At 61.3% G+C, this 19,324-nt stretch carries 14 protein-coding genes; 5 read left to right on the plus strand and 9 right to left on the minus strand.

Annotated elements, in window-relative coordinates; translation table 11 throughout:
- Nucleotides 1–168 precede the first annotated feature (168 nt).
- Nucleotides 169–870 (minus strand): rhamnogalacturonan acetylesterase, encoded by a 702-nt coding sequence (locus M1D88_RS16560; RefSeq protein WP_458111832.1) that lies wholly within the window; start codon nucleotides 868–870, stop codon nucleotides 169–171.
- 371 nt (nucleotides 871–1,241) lie between these two features.
- Here M1D88_RS16560 and M1D88_RS16565 point away from each other — a divergent pair, with 371 nt between their 5' ends.
- The gene (locus tag M1D88_RS16565) at nucleotides 1,242–3,317 is read left to right on the plus strand and encodes a DUF6807 family protein (protein WP_458111833.1); all 2,076 of its coding nucleotides are present in this window, start codon (nucleotides 1,242–1,244) and stop codon (nucleotides 3,315–3,317) included.
- A gap of 117 nt (nucleotides 3,318–3,434) precedes the next feature.
- Here M1D88_RS16565 and M1D88_RS16570 read toward each other — a convergent pair whose 3' ends face one another.
- The 5 genes from M1D88_RS16570 to M1D88_RS16590 all read right to left on the minus strand — a co-directional run bounded on the left by M1D88_RS16570 (nucleotide 3,435) and on the right by M1D88_RS16590 (nucleotide 8,609).
- The gene (locus tag M1D88_RS16570; RefSeq protein WP_458111834.1) at nucleotides 3,435–4,694 is read right to left on the minus strand and encodes an MFS transporter; all 1,260 of its coding nucleotides are present in this window, start codon (nucleotides 4,692–4,694) and stop codon (nucleotides 3,435–3,437) included.
- Nucleotides 4,695–4,765: 71 nt separating this feature from the next.
- Nucleotides 4,766–5,383: a Poxvirus protein I5 gene (locus M1D88_RS16575; protein ID WP_458111835.1), complete on the minus strand. Its 618-nt coding sequence runs from the start codon at nucleotides 5,381–5,383 to the stop codon at nucleotides 4,766–4,768.
- 27 nt (nucleotides 5,384–5,410) lie between these two features.
- The gene (locus M1D88_RS16580) at nucleotides 5,411–6,328 is read right to left on the minus strand and encodes a carbohydrate ABC transporter permease (RefSeq protein ID WP_458111836.1); all 918 of its coding nucleotides are present in this window, start codon (nucleotides 6,326–6,328) and stop codon (nucleotides 5,411–5,413) included.
- Nucleotides 6,325–7,278: a carbohydrate ABC transporter permease gene (locus M1D88_RS16585; protein ID WP_458111837.1), complete on the minus strand. Its 954-nt coding sequence runs from the start codon at nucleotides 7,276–7,278 to the stop codon at nucleotides 6,325–6,327. The genes M1D88_RS16580 and M1D88_RS16585 overlap by 4 nt, the downstream gene beginning before the upstream one ends.
- Before the next feature lie 47 nt (nucleotides 7,279–7,325).
- On the minus strand, nucleotides 7,326–8,609 hold the full coding sequence (locus M1D88_RS16590; RefSeq protein ID WP_458111838.1) for an ABC transporter substrate-binding protein: 1,284 nt from the start codon (nucleotides 8,607–8,609) through the stop codon (nucleotides 7,326–7,328).
- Between the two features lie 182 nt (nucleotides 8,610–8,791).
- Between M1D88_RS16590 and M1D88_RS16595 the strand changes: the two genes are divergently transcribed.
- Nucleotides 8,792–10,894, plus strand: coding sequence for a beta-galactosidase (locus M1D88_RS16595; RefSeq protein ID WP_458111839.1), 2,103 nt, complete (start codon nucleotides 8,792–8,794; stop codon nucleotides 10,892–10,894).
- Nucleotides 10,895–11,011: 117 nt separating this feature from the next.
- Entirely contained in the window at nucleotides 11,012–12,916 is a 1,905-nt protein-coding gene (locus tag M1D88_RS16600) for a DUF222 domain-containing protein (RefSeq protein WP_458111840.1), read from the plus strand.
- A 184-nt stretch (nucleotides 12,917–13,100) separates the two neighbouring features.
- Here M1D88_RS16600 and M1D88_RS16605 read toward each other — a convergent pair whose 3' ends face one another.
- The 3 genes from M1D88_RS16605 to M1D88_RS16615 form a co-directional block, all read right to left on the minus strand.
- Entirely contained in the window at nucleotides 13,101–14,453 is a 1,353-nt protein-coding gene (locus M1D88_RS16605; protein ID WP_458111841.1) for an ABC transporter substrate-binding protein, read from the minus strand.
- A 146-nt stretch (nucleotides 14,454–14,599) separates the two neighbouring features.
- Nucleotides 14,600–15,541 (minus strand): carbohydrate ABC transporter permease, encoded by a 942-nt coding sequence (locus tag M1D88_RS16610; RefSeq protein WP_458111842.1) that lies wholly within the window; start codon nucleotides 15,539–15,541, stop codon nucleotides 14,600–14,602.
- Nucleotides 15,534–16,478, minus strand: a complete 945-nt coding sequence (locus M1D88_RS16615) for a carbohydrate ABC transporter permease (RefSeq protein WP_458111843.1) — start codon at nucleotides 16,476–16,478, stop codon at nucleotides 15,534–15,536. The genes M1D88_RS16610 and M1D88_RS16615 overlap by 8 nt, the downstream gene beginning before the upstream one ends.
- A 313-nt stretch (nucleotides 16,479–16,791) precedes the next feature.
- Here M1D88_RS16615 and M1D88_RS16620 point away from each other — a divergent pair, with 313 nt between their 5' ends.
- Together M1D88_RS16620 and M1D88_RS16625 are read left to right on the plus strand one after the other, a co-directional pair.
- The gene (locus M1D88_RS16620) at nucleotides 16,792–18,057 is read left to right on the plus strand and encodes an ABC transporter substrate-binding protein (RefSeq protein WP_458111844.1); all 1,266 of its coding nucleotides are present in this window, start codon (nucleotides 16,792–16,794) and stop codon (nucleotides 18,055–18,057) included.
- A gap of 51 nt (nucleotides 18,058–18,108) precedes the next feature.
- Nucleotides 18,109–19,281, plus strand: coding sequence for an acetylesterase (locus M1D88_RS16625; protein ID WP_458111845.1), 1,173 nt, complete (start codon nucleotides 18,109–18,111; stop codon nucleotides 19,279–19,281).
- Nucleotides 19,282–19,324 lie beyond the last annotated feature (43 nt).

The following is a 19,324-nucleotide window of genomic DNA, read 5'->3' on the forward strand; positions in this document are numbered from 1 at the left end:
GCGGACCACGGATTGCAGACCAGAGGCTACGGACAAACGGATTTCGCGAGGTTGGGCCGCCTCAGCCGGAGCGGCGACGCCTTCCGCTAAAGGCCCCCTACCCAGCAGACCCGGGTCTCACACAGCCGAATTAAGTGGCTCGGCGTGTCTTCCTCGGCGTGTCGGCACTTACGCAATCCCCGCCGTCGTGCGTTCGCTGGAAGACGTGCGTTCATTGGAGCCGAAGCCTGCATATACCAGCTGCCCTGCGACATGCCCGGCGATCAACCGGGCTCCGTCCTCACGAAAGTGGGTGTTGTCGGCCAATCCGTCAGGCCAGTAGGCGTGCTCCCCCGGTTCAAAATGACAGAAGAGCTCCCTTGAACTCTCCACACCCAGCCGTAGATAAAGTTCCCGCGTCCAGCTGTTGAGATCAATCAAGGGCACGTGGAGTTCCGCCGCCACCTCCCGCACCACTTCCGGATAGTCCTCGAGGCTCTCTTCAAGTTCAAGGACGTTTCCGCTTCCGCCAAGGAAGTGCCGCCGCTCAACCGAGGTGCAGAGGACTGGCTTGGCGTCCAGCGAGCGTACCTCGGTGAGCATGGTACGGAGGTTTGCGGCATAACCGGTGCGGGCGGCCAGATGGGGACGTTTCTGATCGTTGTGCCCGAACTGGATCAGGACCAAGTCGCCCTGCCCGGCTTCCTGCAGCAAAGCGGCCCACAGTCCCTCCGCACGGAAAGACTCGGTGCTGGCTCCGCCCTTGGCATAGTTGTAGACGGCAGCCCAGGAATAAACCTCCGCCGCCAGATGTGCTCCCCAGCCGCTCATCGGATATTCATTCGTGGGGCAATTGGCAACTGTGGAATCGCCCGCCAACAGAATCTTCATCTTGCGGCTTTCTCTATATTTGCGTGTGGCTTCCTGTCGAGACCCTGGAGCCGCCACCCTCTCCAACGTTGCAGAAGGGTGGCTCAGTCTCTGGACGTCCTCGTCAGTAAGCGGTTTCTCAAAAACTTAGACCTTTTGGCTTTACTTGGTCAAGAGCGGACCTCGAATCGCTAAATCACCGCCATGATTGAAGTAAGCTGCTGATATAGCGCCTTGGAAAGCGCTTGCCGCGCTAGGGTGGAATAGAGTAAGGCGCCGTGCGGCATCAATGAAAGCCATATTTACAGACCTGCAAAACCAAGTGTCCAGCGCCACAAGCGTTAACGAACGCTGGTGACAGCAGATAAAGACAGCAGACAACGAGGAGAGCCATGGCCCCGTCCGCTCCCGACCCCGCCATTCCCCAGCCCCTTGCCCGTCCCGAGGGCGCTCCGGATGTCGAAGCCTTCCGGAGACGGAAGGAAGCTCACGCCGGCGCCCTCCGCGTGGCGCTCGTGGGAGTCCATGGCTTTGGCACTCACCATCTCAGGAATCTCAAGAGGCTGCAGGAAAAGGGTCTGGTAGATCTGGTAGCTGTCGCGGATCCAAACCCGCCGGCCGAAGGCGCGCTGCCCGCTGAGACTGCCGTGTTCGCCAACCTGGACGACCTGCTGGAGCGCACCCCTTCCTTGGACGTGGTGATCGTGGCGACCCCCATCCAGACCCACGCTGCGCTTGCCCTGGCCGCCCTTACTGCTGCAGATCTTTATCTGGAGAAGCCTCCGGTTGCATCTTTGGCTGATTTCCAGCGTCTGCAGAGCGCCGCCGAGTCGGCCGGGCGCAGCGTCCAGATCGGGTTCCAGAGCCTGGGTTCACACGCCCTCGAAGCGATCCGCGACCTTGTGGCTCTGGGCGAGATCGGTGATCTGCTGGGGATTACCGCAACGGGGCGCTGGGTCCGCGATCGCGCCTATTACAAGCGTTCCCGCTGGGCAGGAAAGCGCAGCATCGACGGCATTGATGTTGTGGATGGCGTGGCCACCAACCCACTGGCGCACGCGATCGCCACTGCCCTCCGGATTGCCGATGCCCGCCGGTTGGATGACCTGGTCTCTGTCGAAACTGACCTTTACCGGGCAAACGACATCGAGTCCGATGACACATCAGTGATCCGCCTCCGCACTGTTGCCGGGATCCCCATCACGTGCGCACTGACGCTGTGCGCTGCGGAATCAGTGGAGCCGTACATCACCCTGCAAGGGTCCGAAGGTTCGGCTGTTTTCCACTACACCGAGGACAGGCTAAGCGTCCTCACCTCCCACGGAGAGCGCAGAGAAATCTTTGGCAGGGATGACCTCACCGAGAACCTTCTGGAACACCTGACCGAGGGTGGTCCGCTGATCAGTCCCTTGGCTGACAGCGGCGCCTTCATGCGCGTCCTTGAGGCAATCCGGACCGCGGAAGCTCCGACCCGGATTGCGGATGAATTCATCGTCTGGGAGGGCGAAGGCGAGGCCGCTCACGCGGTGGTGACAGGCATCGAAGATGCCCTCGACCGTGCGACCGCAGCCCACGCGACGTTCAGTGAGCTCGCTCTTCCCTGGGCCAGGCCCCTTCCCTTGGAACCGGCTGGGGTATTGACCTTGGAAGGCCACGAACAGTACGACGGCGGCGCGCTGGCTTCCCTGCGCACCGGCACCACCCTTGCCGGACGACTCTCCCCCAGGCCCTACTTGCATCCGGTGCGGACACTGGCTGGAGTGGTTGTGAGCGACCACCTTCCGTTGGACCACCCATGGCATCTGGGAGTGGGCCTCGCACTCCAGGACGTCAACGGCACCAACTTCTGGGGTGGCAAGACCTATACCCGCAGTGGCCGACGCTATGAGGAACGCGATGACCACGGGACCATCCTCCAAACCGGGTGCACCGTGGCCCCCGGCCGCGTGGAACAGGAGCTGAGCTGGCGGGCACGGGACGGTTCAGAACTCCTGCGGGAGCGCCGAATCACCAAAGCCTCGCAAGTCGATCAGCGCACGTGGCGATTCGACCTCGAAACGGAACTCACCGCCGTCGTGCGCGCATCCCTGGGTGGCCCCGGTTCCAATGGAGCCTCAGGCAGTGGCTACGGAGGATTCTTCTGGCGGCTTCCGCTGTGCACCGACGTCAATGTCTTCACCGCGGAGCAATCCGGGGAGTCCCTGGTCCACGGTTCGGTATCGCCCTGGCTAGCGTGGACGGCGGATTTTGCAGAAGGACCAGCCAGCCTTGTTTTCGCTGCTCCGCCTCAGTCCCAGGATCCCTGGTTCGTTCGCGCCACCGACTATCCCGGCGTCGGCTCAGCCCTTGCCTGGGAACATCCCGTGGAACTGGCAGCGGGCGAGACTCTGACCCGGAACTTCACCGTCTGGGTCAGCGATGGCAGACTGAATTTTGCTGAGGCCGCCGCCTTGAGGGCCCAACTCTGACGCGGCTCTGACGCTCCAGCCCAGTTGCCGACCGGTTGCCCGGCGTGTTCCCGGAACATGCCGGGCATATCTGTCTCCGGGAAGAAGTAACTGGGCGGGAAGGGCCCAGGCGAGTTCTCACATACCCCGCACGGGGCGTCCGGAGTTCCTCCACATCAGCAGCCCGACGGCGGCGGCAGACAACATCCCAAGGGCACCTGTGACCACAAGCCCTTCGCGGACCCCGAACTGCTCGGTCAGCCAGCCTGCCAGGAGGCCGCCAAAAGCATGGCCGCCGAGCAACAAGGGCAGGTACAAGGCCATCACCCTCCCCCGCACCTCCGGACCGGCCTCAAGCTGCACAGTTGTTGCTGCACAGGTGAGGAAGAGCAAGGTCATGAGCCCCACAAGCACCAACAGGGCGACGAACCACTCCTGGCTCGGCATCAGCGCAGCAATGAGCTGGGAGAGCCCGAACAGCGCAGCCGCCGCAACAAGCCCCGGCCGCCCCAGGGATCCTAACCGCCCGGCCAGAAGTGCTCCGGCCAAGGCACCCACCGCACTGAACGTATTGAACAGGCCGAAGCCCTCGGCTCCGCTATGCCAGATGGTGTCGGCAAAGGCCGCGAGTACCACAGGCCCGTTCATCCCGAAGACCCCCATGAGACTGCTCAGAAGGATCACGAGCAACAGGGCGGGGCGCTGCTTCACGTACCGGAAGCCTGCCAGGACCTCTCCCCGACCGCGTGTTGGGGCCGGGGTGACGTGCAGTTGGGAGGTCCGGATCGCAGCGACCAAGGCTAGAACTGCCAGGCAAATCAGGGAGTTGGCGGCGAAAGCAGCGGCCACACCGGCTTTGGCTATCACCACCCCCGCTAAAGCTGGCCCCACCATCCCACCCAATTGGTGGATGGCGCTGTTGAGTCCGATAGCAGGACGGACTGCATCATCACCCACCACTTCGCTGACGAAAACCTGGCGTGCGGGGCCTTCCACGGCTGAGGTCACTCCCAAGGCGACGCAGCAGGCATAAACGGCCCAGACGGTAATGGACCCGTTGGCGTTCAGGACTGCGAGCGTCATGGCCAGGACTGCGGCAACGGACTGGCACACCAGAAGGATGCGCCGCTTGGGAAAGAGGTCCACCAGGATCCCGCTGAGTGGTCCCACCACAAGCATGGGCAAGAACTGCAGCGCTACAGCCAGCCCGACGGCGGCGGGACTCCCGGTGAGCTGAAGCACCAGCCAATCCTGGGCCAGCCGCTGCATCCACACGCCCGTACTTCCAAGGAACTGAAGCGAGACGAACAGACGGTAGTTGCGCAACCGGAGCGGCGTGTACCAGCGCGCATTCGTGGAGGAATCAGCTTGGGCGTATTTTGGGCGTTCAGAAGGCACTTTGCTCGCTGAGGGGTGAGAACAGAGGCCCCCGGAAGAGGGGCCTCTTGGTTATTGACGCTTGGCTTTAGTTACTTGCGCCCTGCGCGGATCTTTACCGCAGCCGCAGCCAGGACCAGTGCCCCAGGGACCACCACGAACAGCGCCACGAGCATCCAGACGAACACGACGCACATGAACAAGGCCGCCACCAGGAGCAACGATCCGCTGAAATCACGGAGCGAAACAACCTTCGCCTCCGCCAAAGACAGCCGCCAGTCGTGATGGGTTGACCAGGCTGCGGCCGTCCTGAGCAGGAACACGGCAGCTGCGGTGGCGAGTACCAGCGTGGCGGGCAGTACGACTGCCCTTCCCGGCAGCTGTCCAACGGTTGCCAGCAGCAGGTTGAGGACGACCACGGCGGCCCCCACCGCCGTCGTCGCCCCCAATTTCCAGCTTCCCGGCAATGCTGACCGGAAGCTCCCCCAAAAGGCGCGGATGGAATCATCCCGGCCGGAAAGGTGACTTTCCAAGTGGGAGATTCCGGCGGCATAGGCGGCAGGAATAGTCACCAGCGGAAGGGAAAGGACCAGCACCAGGGCGCCTGTGAGGAGCGCTTCGGCGAAGAGTGCAAAGCGATTGACCGGGATGCGATCGTCGCCGGAGAGGTGGTTCCCCTGCCCTGATCCCGTGCTTTCCATGGTGTTCATCCTAGATCTCCCACCCTTCAGTTTCCGTCAGCCCTTCAGGCCCTGGGTGGAGACGCCTTCAACGATGTACCGCTGGAACACCAGGAAGAACACCAGCACCGGGAGCAGGGCCAGGACGGACATGGCAATCATGGCGCCGTAGTCCGAGCTCTGGGTCTGGTCCACGAAGAGGCGCAGTGCCAGCGGCAACGGGTATTTCTCCGGAGTGTTGAGGTACAGCAGGGGGCCGAGGAAGTCGTTCCAGCTCCAGATGAAGGAGAAGATCGACGTCGAAATCAAGGCGGGTTTCATGAGCGGAAGCATGATCGAACCGAAGATCCTGACGTGGCCGGCGCCGTCGATCCTTGCTGCTTCGTCGAGTTCCGTCGGCAGGTTCCGCATGAACTGGACCATCAGGAAGACGAAGAAGGCGTCAGCGGCAAGGAACTTGCCAACCAGCAACGGGATGTAGGTGTCTACCAGGCCAAGCTGATTGAAGATGATGTACTGCGGAATGATCACCACGTGGAACGGCAGGAGAAGGGTCGCGATCATCATCCCGAAGAACATGCTGCGTCCTGGGAACTTGATTCTGGCGAACGCATAGGCCGAGACGCTGGCGGACAGGATGGTCCCCACCACGGCTCCGAGAGCCAGAATCAGTGAATTGGTGAAGAACGTCATGGTGGAAACGCCGCCGATGCCATCCATTGCCGTCACAAAGTTGTCGAAGCTGAAGTTGCTTGACCACAGGGATGTATTCGAACCACCGATCTCTGCATTCGGCTTGAACGACGAGGCGATCATCCACAGTGCCGGATAGAGCACCACTGCCGTCAGGGCAAGTGCCACGACGTGGAAAATGGCGCTCTTGAGCCGCTTGGCACCTGCTGTTTCCGACTTGGGGTTGTAGTGCGGCGCCTGTGTGTCCGCTGCAGACGCTGTTGGGGTTGCTATGGTCGTCATTTCGAATCACCGCTGTAGTGGACCCAGGACTTGGACGTGCGGAAGAAGATCAGGGTGATGACGCCTACAACGATCACCAGGAGCCACGCCATTGCTGACGCATAGCCCATCCGGAAGTCGCTGAAACCCCGCAAGTACAGGTAAAGAGTGTAGAAAAGAGTGGAGCCTGCGGGGCCGCCTTCACCGTTCGAGATGATGTACGCGGCGTTGAAGATCTGGAAAGCGTGGATGGTTTCCATGAGCAGGTTGAAGAAGATCACCGGGGAGAGCATGGGCCAGGTGATGTTGAAGAACTTCCGGATAGGACCGGCCCCGTCCATTGATGCAGCCTCGTAGAGTTCGCCCGGAATCTGTTTCAGGCCGGCCAGGAAGATCACCATCGGTGCACCAAACTGCCAGACCGTCAGCAGGATGAACATCCCCATGGTCATGGACGGATTGCCCACCCAGCCGCCGAAGTTGATCCCGAAGAAGGACAAGCCCTGGTCAACCGGCCCGGAGTCGCCGAACATTGCCTTCCAGACAATGGCGATCGAGACACTGGCACCGATCAGGGACGGCGCGTAAAACGCTGAACGGTAGAACCCCTGGCCTTTGCGCTTGCTGTTGAGGAGCATGGCGACGGCCAGTGCGGCCGCCAACTTGATAGGCGTACCGAAGACCACGTAGCTGACGGTAACGCCCACCGACTGCAGGAACCGTTCGTCCTGGAACAACGAGATGTAGTTGTCCAGCCCGATCCACTTGGGCGGTTCAAACAGGTTGTAGTTGGTGAAGGACAGGTAGAGCGATGAGATCATCGGGCCTACGGTGAGGGCGATGAATCCCAGCAGCCAGGGCAGCAGGAAAGTATAGCCGGCGCGGGTGTCCCCCCCCCGCTGCCGCGACTTGCGCGGCTGCGGGAGATCGGACGACGTCGAACGCCTGCTCAGTGTTGGGCTTTGAGTCACGAATTCATTCCGTCAGTTGTGAAGCCTGATTGAGACATTCTGCCTGCTCAGGCGTTCTGCTTAATGAGGTCTTCGGCTTCCTTGAACCACGCGTCGGCTGCGCCGTTTACGTCCAGCTTGCCGAAGTTCAGGTCTGCGCTGATGCGCTTGAACGAAGCTTCGAGGGTGCCGAAACCAACGATGGGGGGCTCGGGAGCGTCCTTGAGGTACTTCTCGATGGACTTCTCGTAATCAACAACCAGCTTGTCGGTGCCCTCGAAGGTGGTGCCGTCGCGCTGGGTCTTGGAGGCAGGAACGCCACGGGAGGTCTTGAAGATCTGGCCGACCTCGGGATCGTTGACCATGAAGTCGATGAAACGGGCAGCAGCGTCCTTGTTTTTGGTCTTGGCACTGGCAACCATCAGCATGGAAGGCTTCAGGAACAGGCCCAGGTTGTCGGGATCGTCTGACGGAACCGGCACGAGCTTGAGCTCCTTCGCCCCGCTGTCCGCAAGGTAGCCGGCCATGAAGTTGTCCCAGGTAACCTCCGTAGCCGTGGCGTTGGAGCCAAACGCAGACTTAGGGAGGAGTTGCGTGATCCGCTCTTCGGAGATAATGGCGGGAGTGCCACGCAGGTCTGCAACCTTGTTCCACCATTCCTTCAGATCGTCCTTGCTGAACCCGAGCTTCCCATCCTCGGTAAAGGCTTCGATGTTCTGCTGGCGAAGCCAGATGTTGAACATCCACCAGACCGACGTGTAGTCGCTGGAGCCGAAGAGAGCACCGCCGCTCTTGGTACCCACCTCTGTTAGGAAGGTGTTGTATTCGTCGTACGTCCAGGAGCCGTCCGGCTCGGCAATGCCGAGGGACGCAAGCTTGGCGGGATCATAGTAAACAGCGAACGCGTTGGTGCTTGTAGGAATACCGTAGGTCTTGCCCCTGATCTGGCCTGAGGGGAGAAGTGACTTGTCGAAGGCCGAGGTATCGATCTTCACGGTGCTGAGGTCCAGGAGCTGGTTGCGCTGGCCGTAGTCACGCAGGTAGGAGAGGTCCCACTGCATAACATCGGGCAGACCGCCGCCCGCAGCTTCGGTGGCGCGCTTCTGCCAATAGCCGGGGAAGTCGGTGAAGTTGCCATTGACCTTGATATCCGGATTCTTGGACTCGAAGAGCGCGATTGCCTTGCGGGTCCGCTCGGCGCGGTCATCGTTGCCCCACCAGGTGTAGTTGATGGTGACAGGGTTCTCAGCAGAGCCTGTCTGCCCGGGTGACGGCTGGCCACAGGCTGCCAGGACAGCGGCAGACGCTGTGCCCAGCGCTACCGTGGTGAGGAAATTCCTTCTGTTGATCATGAGAGCCTCCTTGCTCGGTTTGGGTCAGCATGTGTTCGGGTGGTCCCTACAACGGAAGTAGTGAGCTGGCTAACATGCCTTCTGAAACGATACAATATCGGTTATCGCCCCGTTGGGCAAGCGTTTTCCGAAAGATCCAATTTTGGTAGTTCCGCTTCTGGCACTACAGATAAAGGAGTCCCATGTCCCCGGAGGAAACCATCCCGCCCGCAGCTCTCTGGAGCCACTTGGACGGCATCGCCTACGGTGGCGACTACAACCCGGAGCAGTGGCCGGCGGACGTTCGGCTTGAGGACCTGGACCTGATGAAAGAAGCGGGAGTTACTTTCCTGAGCGTCGGGATATTCTCGTGGGCCTTGCTGGAACCTCGCGAGGGCGAGTACGACTTCACGTGGCTGGACGAGGTGCTGGACAATCTTTCGGCTGCCGGAATCAAAGTGGCCCTGGCTACGTCCACCGCCGCTCCCCCTCCCTGGCTGGTGCGCAAACATCCCGAAATTCTTCCCGTGACCGCCGACGGCACGGTGCTGGGTCCCGGTTCCAGACGGCACTACTCGCCGTCGTCGGCCGTTTACAGGCGCTACGCGACTGGAATCACGCGAGTGCTCGCGGACCGATACAAGGACCATCCCGCGTTGGCCTTGTGGCACGTTGATAACGAACTTGGCTGCCATGTTTCAGAGTTCTATGGTGACGAGGATGCTGCCGCATTCCGCCGTTGGCTTGAACGGCGCTACGGAACTATCGAGGCTTTGAACCATGCGTGGGGCACAGCTTTCTGGTCACAAAATTATGCTTCATTTGAGGAGATTCTGCCTCCCCGCGCGGCTCCCTTCACTCTCAATCCCGGGCAGCAACTGGACTTCAAGCGCTTCAGTTCCTGGGCATTAATGGACTTTTACCGTGCCCTGGTTGCTGTGCTCCGCGAGGTCACCCCAAATATCCCGGCCACCACTAATCTGATGGCCTCCAGCGCCACGAAGTCCCTTGATTACTTCGATTGGGCTCAGGACCTGGACGTGATTGCGAACGACCACTACCTCGTAGCGGCGGATCCGGAATCCGAGGTGGAGCTCGCCTTCAGCGCAGACCTCACGCGCGGGATCGCCGGCGGTGCCCCTTGGATCCTCATGGAACACTCGACGTCGGCGGTCAACTGGCAACCACGCAACCGGCCAAAGCTTCCCGGCGAAATGCTGCGCAACTCGTTGGCTCATGTGGCCCGGGGGGCCGACGCCGTGATGTTCTTCCAGTGGCGGCAAAGCTATGCGGGCTCCGAGAAGTTCCACTCCGCCATGGTCCCCCACAGCGGTCGCGACACGCGGATCTGGCGGGAGGTGGTGGAACTGGGCTCTGCCCTCAAGCATTTGGCCCCGGTCCGCGGTTCACGAGTGGAGTCCCGTGCGGCCATCGTCTTCGACTACGAGGCGTGGTGGGCCTCCGAGTTGGACTCCCACCCGAGCCAGGACGTGAAGTATCTGGACCTCCTGCGCAGCTTCCACAGGGCCCTGTTCCTTCGCGGCGTGGCGGTCGACTTCGTGCATCCGTCTGCATCCCTAGACGGCTACGACCTTGTCCTCGTCTGCACGCTCTACAACGTTTCGGATGAGTCCGCCGCCAATATAGCGGCCGCTGCCGGTCGTGGCGCAACGGTACTCGTCAGCTACTTCAGCGGGATAGTCGACGAGCACGACCACGTCCGGTTGGGTGGCTACCCCGGCGCGTTCCGTGACCTCTTGGGAATAAGAGTTGAAGAATTCCATCCGCTGCTGGGCGGCGAACAACTGAAGCTCAGCGACGGCGGGACAGCTTCGACCTGGAGCGAGCACGTCCATGTTGTTGGAGCGGGCGGTGCTGGGGCGGGTGCTGGTTCTGACGGCAACGCTGCCGGTTCTGACGGCAACGCTGCCGGTTCTGACGGCAACGGTGCCGCGGAGGTGCTGGCGACGTTTACGGAGTATCCCTTGGACGGTGTTCCAGCCCTTACCCGGCGTGAAGTTGGCAACGGAACCGCCTGGTATCTCGCCACGTTCCCGGATCCGGATAACCTCGGTGCTCTCGTGGACAGGTTGTTGTCCGAATCTGGGGTTTCCCCAGTTGCTGCGTCAGACCACGGCGTCGAACTGACCCGTCGCCGCAATGAGGATGGCCAGAGTTTCGTGTTCGCCATCAACCATTCGAGGTCAGACGCCACAGTTGCAGTTTCCGGAATGGAGCTGATTTCGGGTACGCGTTTCGGCGGAACCGTAGCAGCCGGCGCCGTGGCAGTGGTCGCCGAAGACTAGGCCACTGTGCAGGGAATGAGCCTTGCAGAAAGTTCGGATTTTCGGGGCTAACTGATTAGCGTTTCGGGGGCTGACATCTGTGCTTATTTTGTCAGACCCTGCTGACAGAGTTATTCCATGGAAGCCGTTGGAGAACACGCCCCGAACCAGGCCACGCGCCTTGGGCTGTTCTCCAACGCCCGCTTCCACCAGGAATCAGCTTTTGCCGTTGCAGCCTCCAGCCTTCCTGGCTCCAGCCTTCCCGGGTCCAGCCTTCCTAGGTCCAGCCTTCCTAGGTCCAGTCTTCCCGGGTCCAGTCTTCCTGGGTCCAGGCTTCCGGGGCGGGCGGCGCTGCGGGCAGTCCCGTCCGCCGCCGCATCCCATCCAGGCGTGGTTCCGGAGGAGCGAGCCGTCCCCGCAACACCGGCCTTGGACGGCGGCGTCTCCGGTGCGGTGGCGGCCAGTCTTGAACTGTTAGGAACGGCGCAGACGACGGCGGCCGGTGAGCTCGCGCTGTCCGGCTTCACCGACGCGGCGGACTTCGCCGGCCAGGTCGAGGAACTCTCCCGCACCGTCGAATACCTCCAGGTCCTCGCCGCCGCAGCCGTGGACCGCACCCGCCACGAAGCAGCCCGCCCTGTAACTGCCCGCACTCAAGCTGCCAAGGGAGCCGCTTCCACCAACGGCTGGACTACCGGGTGGAGCCCGGAAACAGTCGGGACGGCATCTCCCGGGTCTGCTGTGCCTGCCGGGGACGGGTGCCGGAACACCGCCGAGTTCCTCCGGGCCAGGCTGAGGATCAGCGCCGTCGAAGCACGACGCCGCCTGGCCCTGGCCGCAGCGCTCGTACCCACCACCGGAATCACCGGCCAACCCGTCCCGCCCGCCAGAGAAGAACTCGCCACCGCCCTCGCCGCCGGAACCATCCCCTCCCGCGCCGCGACCATCATCACCCTGGCCCTCGAACGCGCCCAACACATCGCAGACCCCCACACCCTGGCACGGATGGAACACGCCCTGACCCGCACCGCCGCCACCGAAGACCAGGACTTCCTGACCCGCATCACCCGCCGCTGGGCAGACGCGATCGACCAGGACGGCGCCGAACCCTCCGAAGAAGAACTCCGCCACCGCCAAGGAGCCTTCATCCGCCCCACCCGCCGCGGACTCCACCACCTCGAAATCTTCGCCACCACCGACCAATTCGAAAACCTCCTCACCGCCATGAACACCGCCACCAACCCCCGCCTCCACACACCACCAGAACCCGGGACACCAGGAGCCACCGTTGGCGGAGCGACAGGAACACCTGCAGCTGCAACCGCGGCGGAGACAGGTGGGCGGGGAACCACAACGTCAGTGGACGGAGCAACCCGAGAGCCGGTAGCCCTGGACCGCCGGACCCGGCCCCAGCAACTCCTCGACGGCCTCATCGGAGCCTGCAAAGCAGCCCTGACCACCACCAGCCTCCCCGCAGCCGGCGGCCTCAGACCCCAGATCATGGTCACCATCGACTACCGCGACCTCCTCACCCGCCTCCCCAACCCCACGCAGACAAACGCCAGCACCAGCGCCCGCACCAGCGCCGACGATGAGACAGGCCCCGGGACCGGTTCCGGTTCGGGCACAGGCACGTTCGCGTTCACCGGGCCCGTGACCGCCTCCACCATCCGCAAAATCGCCTGCGACGCCGACATCATCCCCATCCTCCTCGGCAGCGAAGGCCGCATCCTGGACATCGGCCGCACCACCCGCATCTTCCCGCCCCACATCCGCAAAGCCATCACCGCCCGCGATCAAGGCTGCACCTTCCCCGGCTGCACCATCCCCGCCCCCTGGTGCGAAGCCCACCACACCACCTACTGGTCACACAACGGACCCACCAGCACCGAAAACGGCACCCTCCTCTGCACCCACCACCACCACCTCATCCACAAAGAACAATGGACCATCCACATGCCACACGGCATCCCCTGGTTCATCCCACCACCACACATCGACCCCACCCAACAACCCCGCCAAAACCACTACTTCCACCAATAACCACGGAAGCCGAGCCAACAACCGGAAGTGGATCAACCGCGGGAGTGGATCAAAACACGCGGGCGGCCAGGACACAAGAATGCCCCAAGCGGATCCCTCAATAATCCGGTTGGGGCAAACTTGCTTCGCTGCGCTGTTGCGTCAGCAGCTACGTCCGACGCCAAAGCGCGCCGTCATGGTTTGGCTACTTGCTGATAGCTGCCGCCATCTCGTCGACGGCCTTCTTTCCGGCTTCATCGGTGGACAGCCGGTCGAAAAGCACCTCCGAGGTGTAGCGTTTGACGATTTCCTGAATGGCTCCGGCTCCCTTCGGCGGCGGGGCCGGTGCTTCACCGAGCTCACCCTTGATCTGATCGATGAACTCCACCACCTTCACATCGGCGGGCGTCAGCTTGGGGGCGATCGCTTCGCGAACCTCTGAGTTGGGGTAAACGCCCCTGTCGGCAAGCAGCGCTTCGCCGGCTTTCACATCGTTTGCCAGGAAGTTGATGAACTTGGCCACTTCCTCCGGATGTTTGGTCCTGGATGAAGCGGACCAGAACTGAGAGGCCTTGTACCAGAGCTGGGCGTCGGATGCTGAACCGGTCTTTGACGGGAAACGCAGGACCTTCAGCTCACCTCCCGCAGCCTTTTCCAGTGCTGGCAGCTGGTTGGACCACCAGAAAGCGAGGCCGTTCTTACCTGTAGCCAGACCACTCTGATCCAATGGCGCCGCTTCGGCTTCGACCACTTCTGCCGCTGACGGCACAGCCTTCTTTTCGCTCATCTGCTTGAGGAAGGCCCACCAATCGGCGATGTCGCTGGGCTCAAAGCCCAACTTTCCGTCCGAGGTATACAGGGACTTGCCATTCTGCCGCAGCCAGACGCCCAAGGAAGCCTCATCGGTTCCATAGGCCGCAGCCCCGTAAGTCCCCTTCGGCGATTTTTCGGTCACCTCGGCCGCGATCCGCTCGAAGTCCTCCCATGTCCACTTGCTGTCGTCCGGAAGTTCAACTCCTGCAGCCTTGAAAACTGCCGGATTGGCAAGGATCGTCGCAGCATTAATGCCAGCCGCGATCCCTGTCAGTCCGTCTTCACTCTTACCCGCGTCCAGGGCAGCTTCGTCAAACTTGCTGGTATCGACGTCGTACTTGGAAAGGTCCAGGAGAGCTCCACGACTGGAGTATTCCGTAATGTACTTTTCGTCCATCTGGATGATGTCCGGGGCGTCATTTGCTGCCACCTGAGTGGCCAACTTGTCCCAATAGCCGCTCCAGTCGCCATACTCGGCTTTGATCTTGATGCCCGGATTCTGAGCCTCAAAGGCCTCAATTGCTGCCTGAGTGACCTGGGCCCGCTTGTCGCTTCCCCACCAGGAGAAGCGCAGCTCCACTGTTCCGTCAGCACCCTGCGGGGAACCTCCTCCGCCACAAGCAGTGAGGGCAAGTACGACGGCGGCAGCTGCGGCGGTTGCGCTTACGCGCCTGAATCTGCCGCTCCCCTTGGTATGAGTTGGTGTGGCTGCCTGACGAGAGGCACGAATGGAAAATAGCGGCACTTTGAAACTCCGATCTTCTTTGACCTGGAACGAATAAATGGGAAAACGCTTTCTCACTGAGAGTACAAGGTGAGTACTTGTATTACAAGTACTGGTCTTGACTCCGCCTGTAGCTGCGACAGACGCAGCTGGCGGCAACTTCTGGGCTACTTGATGCCTGTAGTGGCGATTCCCTTGATGAGGAATCGCTGCCCGAAGAGGAACACCAGGAAGACGGGGAGCAGGGAAACAATCGACATCGCGAACAGGGATCCCCAACTGGTGCTGGATTGCGAATCGACGAAAGCTCGCAGGGCAACAGGCACCGTAAACATGTCAGGATCCGTCAGGTAGATCAGGGCGCCGAAGAAGTCATTCCACGTCCAGATGAACGTAAAGATCGTGGTGGTGGCCAAGGCCGGCACCATGAGCGGCAGGATGACCCGAAGGAAGATGCGGGGGTGCCCGGCGCCGTCGATCCTTGCAGCCTCGTCCAGTTCCTTTGGAATGCCGCGGATGAACTGAACCATGAGGAAGATAAAGAAGGCGTCCGTGGCCAGCAGTTTCGGCACAATCAGAGGCCAGAAGGTGTTCACCCAGCCGATCTGCGAGAACAGGATGTACTGCGGCACGATCACCACATGGAAGGGGAGCATGATAGTCAGCAGCATGATGCCGAAGAACAGTTTCTTGCCGTTGAACTGCAGCCGCGCAAAGGCATAGGCGGCCATCGAACAGGAGATCAGGTTGCCCAGGATGGAGCCGACCACCACGATTGCCGAGTTGATCATGTAGTGACCGAAAGGGTGGGTCAGGGCTGACCAGCCATCCGTGTAGTTGCTCATTTCCAGGCTGTTGAGCCACAACCCCGGTTCCCGGAAGATCAGATCGTTGGGCCGTAGCGAGGAAACCACCATCCACACCAGCGGATAGATCATGAGTCCGCCGGCCAGGATCAGAATGGCGTGCTTGACCAATCCCTTGGTGCGGGCACTGCGGCTGAATGCCAGATTTCCCCAGGATTCGCGTGGGCGCTGCGGAGGCAACGGCTTGCTTCTGGAGTCGACGGCCTTGCTGTCCGCCACGGGAAGGGTCTGAATTTTAGTCATCGTAGAACACCCAATACTTAGCAGCGATGAAGTTGACGGCAGTAAATGCGCCGATGATTACCAGCAGGAACCAGGCCATGGCTGACGCATAGCCCATGTCGAACTGGCCAAAGCCCTTCTGGTAGAGGTACAGCGTGAAGAACATCGTGGAATCGGACGGCCCTCCATTGCCCCCGGAGACGATGAACGCCTGCGTAAAGGACTGGAATGACCCAATGATCTGCAGCACGAGGTTGAAGAAGATGATTGGGCTGAGCATCGGAAGCGTGATGCGCCAGAATTTTTGCAGAGTACTGGCCCCGTCCACTTCCGCGGCTTCGTAGTACATATTGGGAATCTGGCGGAGGCCGGCGAGGAAGATGATCATGGGGGCACCGAAAGTCCACACATGCAGCAGGATGATGGAACCGAGGGCAGTGCTGGGGTCAGAGATCCATCCGGGCCCCTGGATGCCGACCATCGCGAGGGCCTGATTGACCAGCCCCGTGGTCCCGAAGATCTGCTTCCACAGGATAGCCACTGCCACCGAACCTCCCAGGAGGGACGGAAGATAGAACACAGACCGGTAGAACGGCAGTCCACGAAGCCCTTTGTCGAGCACCAACGCGATCAGCAGGGCGACCGCCAACTGCATGGGCACGCCCACCAGCACGTAGGTGAACGTGACACCGAGTGAATTATGGAGGCGGGCGTCGCTGAGCATCCTGGTGAAGTTATCCAGGCCCGTCCATTCAGGGGGCTGCAGCAGGTTGTAGTCAGTAAAGGAAAGGTACAGCGACATCAGCATCGGGCCGATAGTGATGGCAAGCAGTCCCACCAGCCACGGGAGCAGAAATATGTAGGCCGCCTTGTTATCCCGCCCATTCGCTTTTCTTTCGGCAGCCGAGACTGGCCCTTTGCGCCGGCTCAGTGAGGAAAGTTCACTGATCGCACTCATGGCGCCCCCTGCGCCATCATTGCGGAACAGGTGAGGCCCGGCAACGCCGCCCCCTGCATGCCATGTGTTGTCACGGCCATTTTGTCTCCTTTGTCATCGCGGCCCCGCTGGTTCACCGTGGGAAAGTCAGTCGGGACTTCCTCAACCGGCCGAAGCGTTCTCGTACCAAAGTAAACGCTTTCTTGACTCCTGTATAGCCTTTTGCTAGCTTCGAGAAAGCGTTTTCTGTGGTCTGGATCACTGTAGAGCCATGAACGGGAAAACCACAAACGAGAGGTAAGACATTGACGTTTGGTCTCGCGAGAACTTTCCTGTGCATGATCGCGGCGGGGGCCCCTCAGCACTCCTGCTCACCGGCTGTGGCGCAGGCTCATCTACCACCGGGGAAGGGACGGTTGAGAAGCCGGTGACCATCCGCTTTTCCTGGTGGGGTAACGACGCCCGGGCTAAAGCAACCCAGGAAGTCATCAAGGCTTTCGAGGCAGCAAACCCCACCATCAAGGTCGAAGGCGAGACCACAGAATTCAGCTCTTATTGGGACAAAATGGCTACCCAGATCGCAGGCGGAACCACTCCTGACATTTTCACGATGAGTGGCTCGTACCCGAGCGAATATGCCACCCGGGGTGTCCTCTTGGACCTTGAAAATGTCAAGGAGGAGATTGACACCTCCAGGTTTGCCGAGGGCACCGTCGAACTGGGGCAGATAGAAGGAAAGCAGTACACCGTCACCGCCGGCGTCAACGCGATGTCCATGGTCATCGACCCCAACGTCTTCAAGGCGGCCGGCGTCGAGCTTCCCGACGACGAAAAGTGGACTTGGGACGATTACGGGGGCATCGCTGAAAAAATCTCCAAGAACTCCCCGCAAGGCACCTTTGGCACCACCTCCATGGCCAACGATTCCTTCCTCGCCGTCTGGGCCCGCCAACATGGTGAAAAGCTATACGCAGACGACGGCAAGAAGCTAGCCATCAGCGAGGACACTGCCACCAAGTGGTTCGAGCTGAACAAGAAGCTCATGGAAACCGGTGGTGCACCCAGCGCTTCACAGACTGTTGAGGATGCATCTTCGCAGCCGGAGCAAACGCTTCTCGGGCAGGGCAAGCAGGGCATGAAGCTCTCTTGGAGCAACCAAATGATCTCCTACTCGGACGCCCCGCTGGAGATGCTCAAGCTTCCCGGAGAGTCGGCAAAGGGCGGAACGTGGCTGCGCAGCTCCATGGAATACGCCATCTCCTCAAAGTCGAAGCACCCCAAGGAAACCGCCAGGTTCCTGAACTTCCTGGTCAACAGCCCTGAAGCCGGCAAGCTGATCAAGACCGGCCGTGGAATGCCCGCCAACACTGACACCAAGGCAGCCATAGAGCCATTGCTGAAGGAAGGGCAGAAAAAGGAGGCAGGCTACCTGGACCGGGTCGCGGAGATGAACCTTGAAGCTCCGCTGCCCTTCCCCGCCGGATCTTCCGCCACCATGGAAGTGTTGACACGCCAGAATACTGACGTGCTTTTCGGCAAGATCAGCCCGCGCGACGCCGCAAAGGCCCTGATCTCCGAGGTAAACCAGAACCTCGGCTAGCCGTGACTGCAGCCCTGTCTAAGGGCGTCCATCCAACCATTCGGAGTCCTCTTGTCAGAGCACAAATCCCACCAGGCCAAGGCCCACCCAAGGCCCAGCGCAATTCCCGGTTATGAGGACTGGCCGGAATACGTCCGGGGAATCCTCCGTGGAACCGGGCTGCACCGCGCCCATTCCGCAGCGGCCCAAGAGCTCGCGAGTGCACTCGGGGTTCCTGAGTCTTCCGGCATCCCGGTTCCAGTGACGGAGTGGGAAGAAGAGTACGACGGCGTCATCACCTCCCAGCTCAGCTGGCAGTTGGGCTTTGGGCCCACCACCCGCGCCTGGTACCTGCGCCCCAGCGGAGTCACTGAGCCACTGCCCGGGATTCTGGCCATGCACTGCCACGGCGGCAACAAGTTCATCGGGGCGGAGCGGCTGGTGGAGCTTCCGGCTGGTCATCCATTGGCAGAAGCGTCCCGGATGGCCCACTATGACGGTCGAGGCCTGGCAAGAGAACTGGCCAAAAGCGGCTTCGCGGTTCTCGCCCACGACACCTTCGCCTGGGGCAGCCGCCGGTTCGACCTGGCCACGCCACCGTGGCGGACAGAGACGGCCCTGGAGGCGAGGCTTGCTCAGTGGCGGGAGGCCGGCGTCGTGCCTTCCGAAGCGGACCTGTACAACGCAGCGGCCGCCATTCATGAAGACACTGTGGCCAAGGCTGCCGGGCTGTTAGGGACGAGCTTCGCCGGTATGGTGGCCCACGACGACCTGGCAGCGTTGGAGATTCTGGCAGGGCTGCCCGGCGTGGCGTCCGACAGGCTGGGATGTATCGGTTTCTCTGGCGGCGGAGGCCGCTCTCTCACCCTTGCCGCATTGAGTCCACGGGTTCGGAGTTACGTTGTCACGTGCATGATGACTACCTTCGATTCGCTGGTTCCTGCCTACCTTGATGCCCACTCCTGGCTGTTGCAGACACCGGGCCTTCGGCGCCTCGGCGACTGGCCTGAGCTGGCTGCGCGTTCCTCTGCGGATAGCTTGCTGGTTCAGTACGCCTTGGCTGACGAGCTGTTTCCAGAGGAGGGAATGCGCGATGCCCACGCGCAGCTGCTAGCGCTGGAGATGGCGGGCCATTACAGAGGAAGCTTTTGGCCGGGCGGCCATGAGTTCACTGTTTCGATGCAGGAGGAAGCAATTCAATTCCTGCAGGACACGCTGAATTGTCCGCCCGCGATCGAGGCATAGCCTGCCTCGGGAGCCCCGTCCAATCAAGGGACGAAAGCTGCAC

This window comes from Arthrobacter sp. R1-13, from assembly GCF_054161475.1.

Coding starts and splice junctions, on each gene's coding strand:
- M1D88_RS16595 (WP_458111839.1), top strand. CDS start 8,792: ATGTCCCCGGAGGAAACCATCCCGCCCGCAGCTCTCTGGAGCCACTTG.
- M1D88_RS16575 (WP_458111835.1), bottom strand. CDS start 5,383: ATGAACACCATGGAAAGCACGGGATCAGGGCAGGGGAACCACCTCTCC.
- M1D88_RS16590 (WP_458111838.1), bottom strand. CDS start 8,609: ATGATCAACAGAAGGAATTTCCTCACCACGGTAGCGCTGGGCACAGCG.
- M1D88_RS16580 (WP_458111836.1), bottom strand. CDS start 6,328: ATGACGACCATAGCAACCCCAACAGCGTCTGCAGCGGACACACAGGCG.
- M1D88_RS16615 (WP_458111843.1), bottom strand. CDS start 16,478: ATGAGTGCGATCAGTGAACTTTCCTCACTGAGCCGGCGCAAAGGGCCA.
- M1D88_RS16560 (WP_458111832.1), bottom strand. CDS start 870: ATGAAGATTCTGTTGGCGGGCGATTCCACAGTTGCCAATTGCCCCACG.
- M1D88_RS16565 (WP_458111833.1), top strand. CDS start 1,242: ATGGCCCCGTCCGCTCCCGACCCCGCCATTCCCCAGCCCCTTGCCCGT.
- M1D88_RS16610 (WP_458111842.1), bottom strand. CDS start 15,541: ATGACTAAAATTCAGACCCTTCCCGTGGCGGACAGCAAGGCCGTCGAC.
- M1D88_RS16600 (WP_458111840.1), top strand. CDS start 11,012: ATGGAAGCCGTTGGAGAACACGCCCCGAACCAGGCCACGCGCCTTGGG.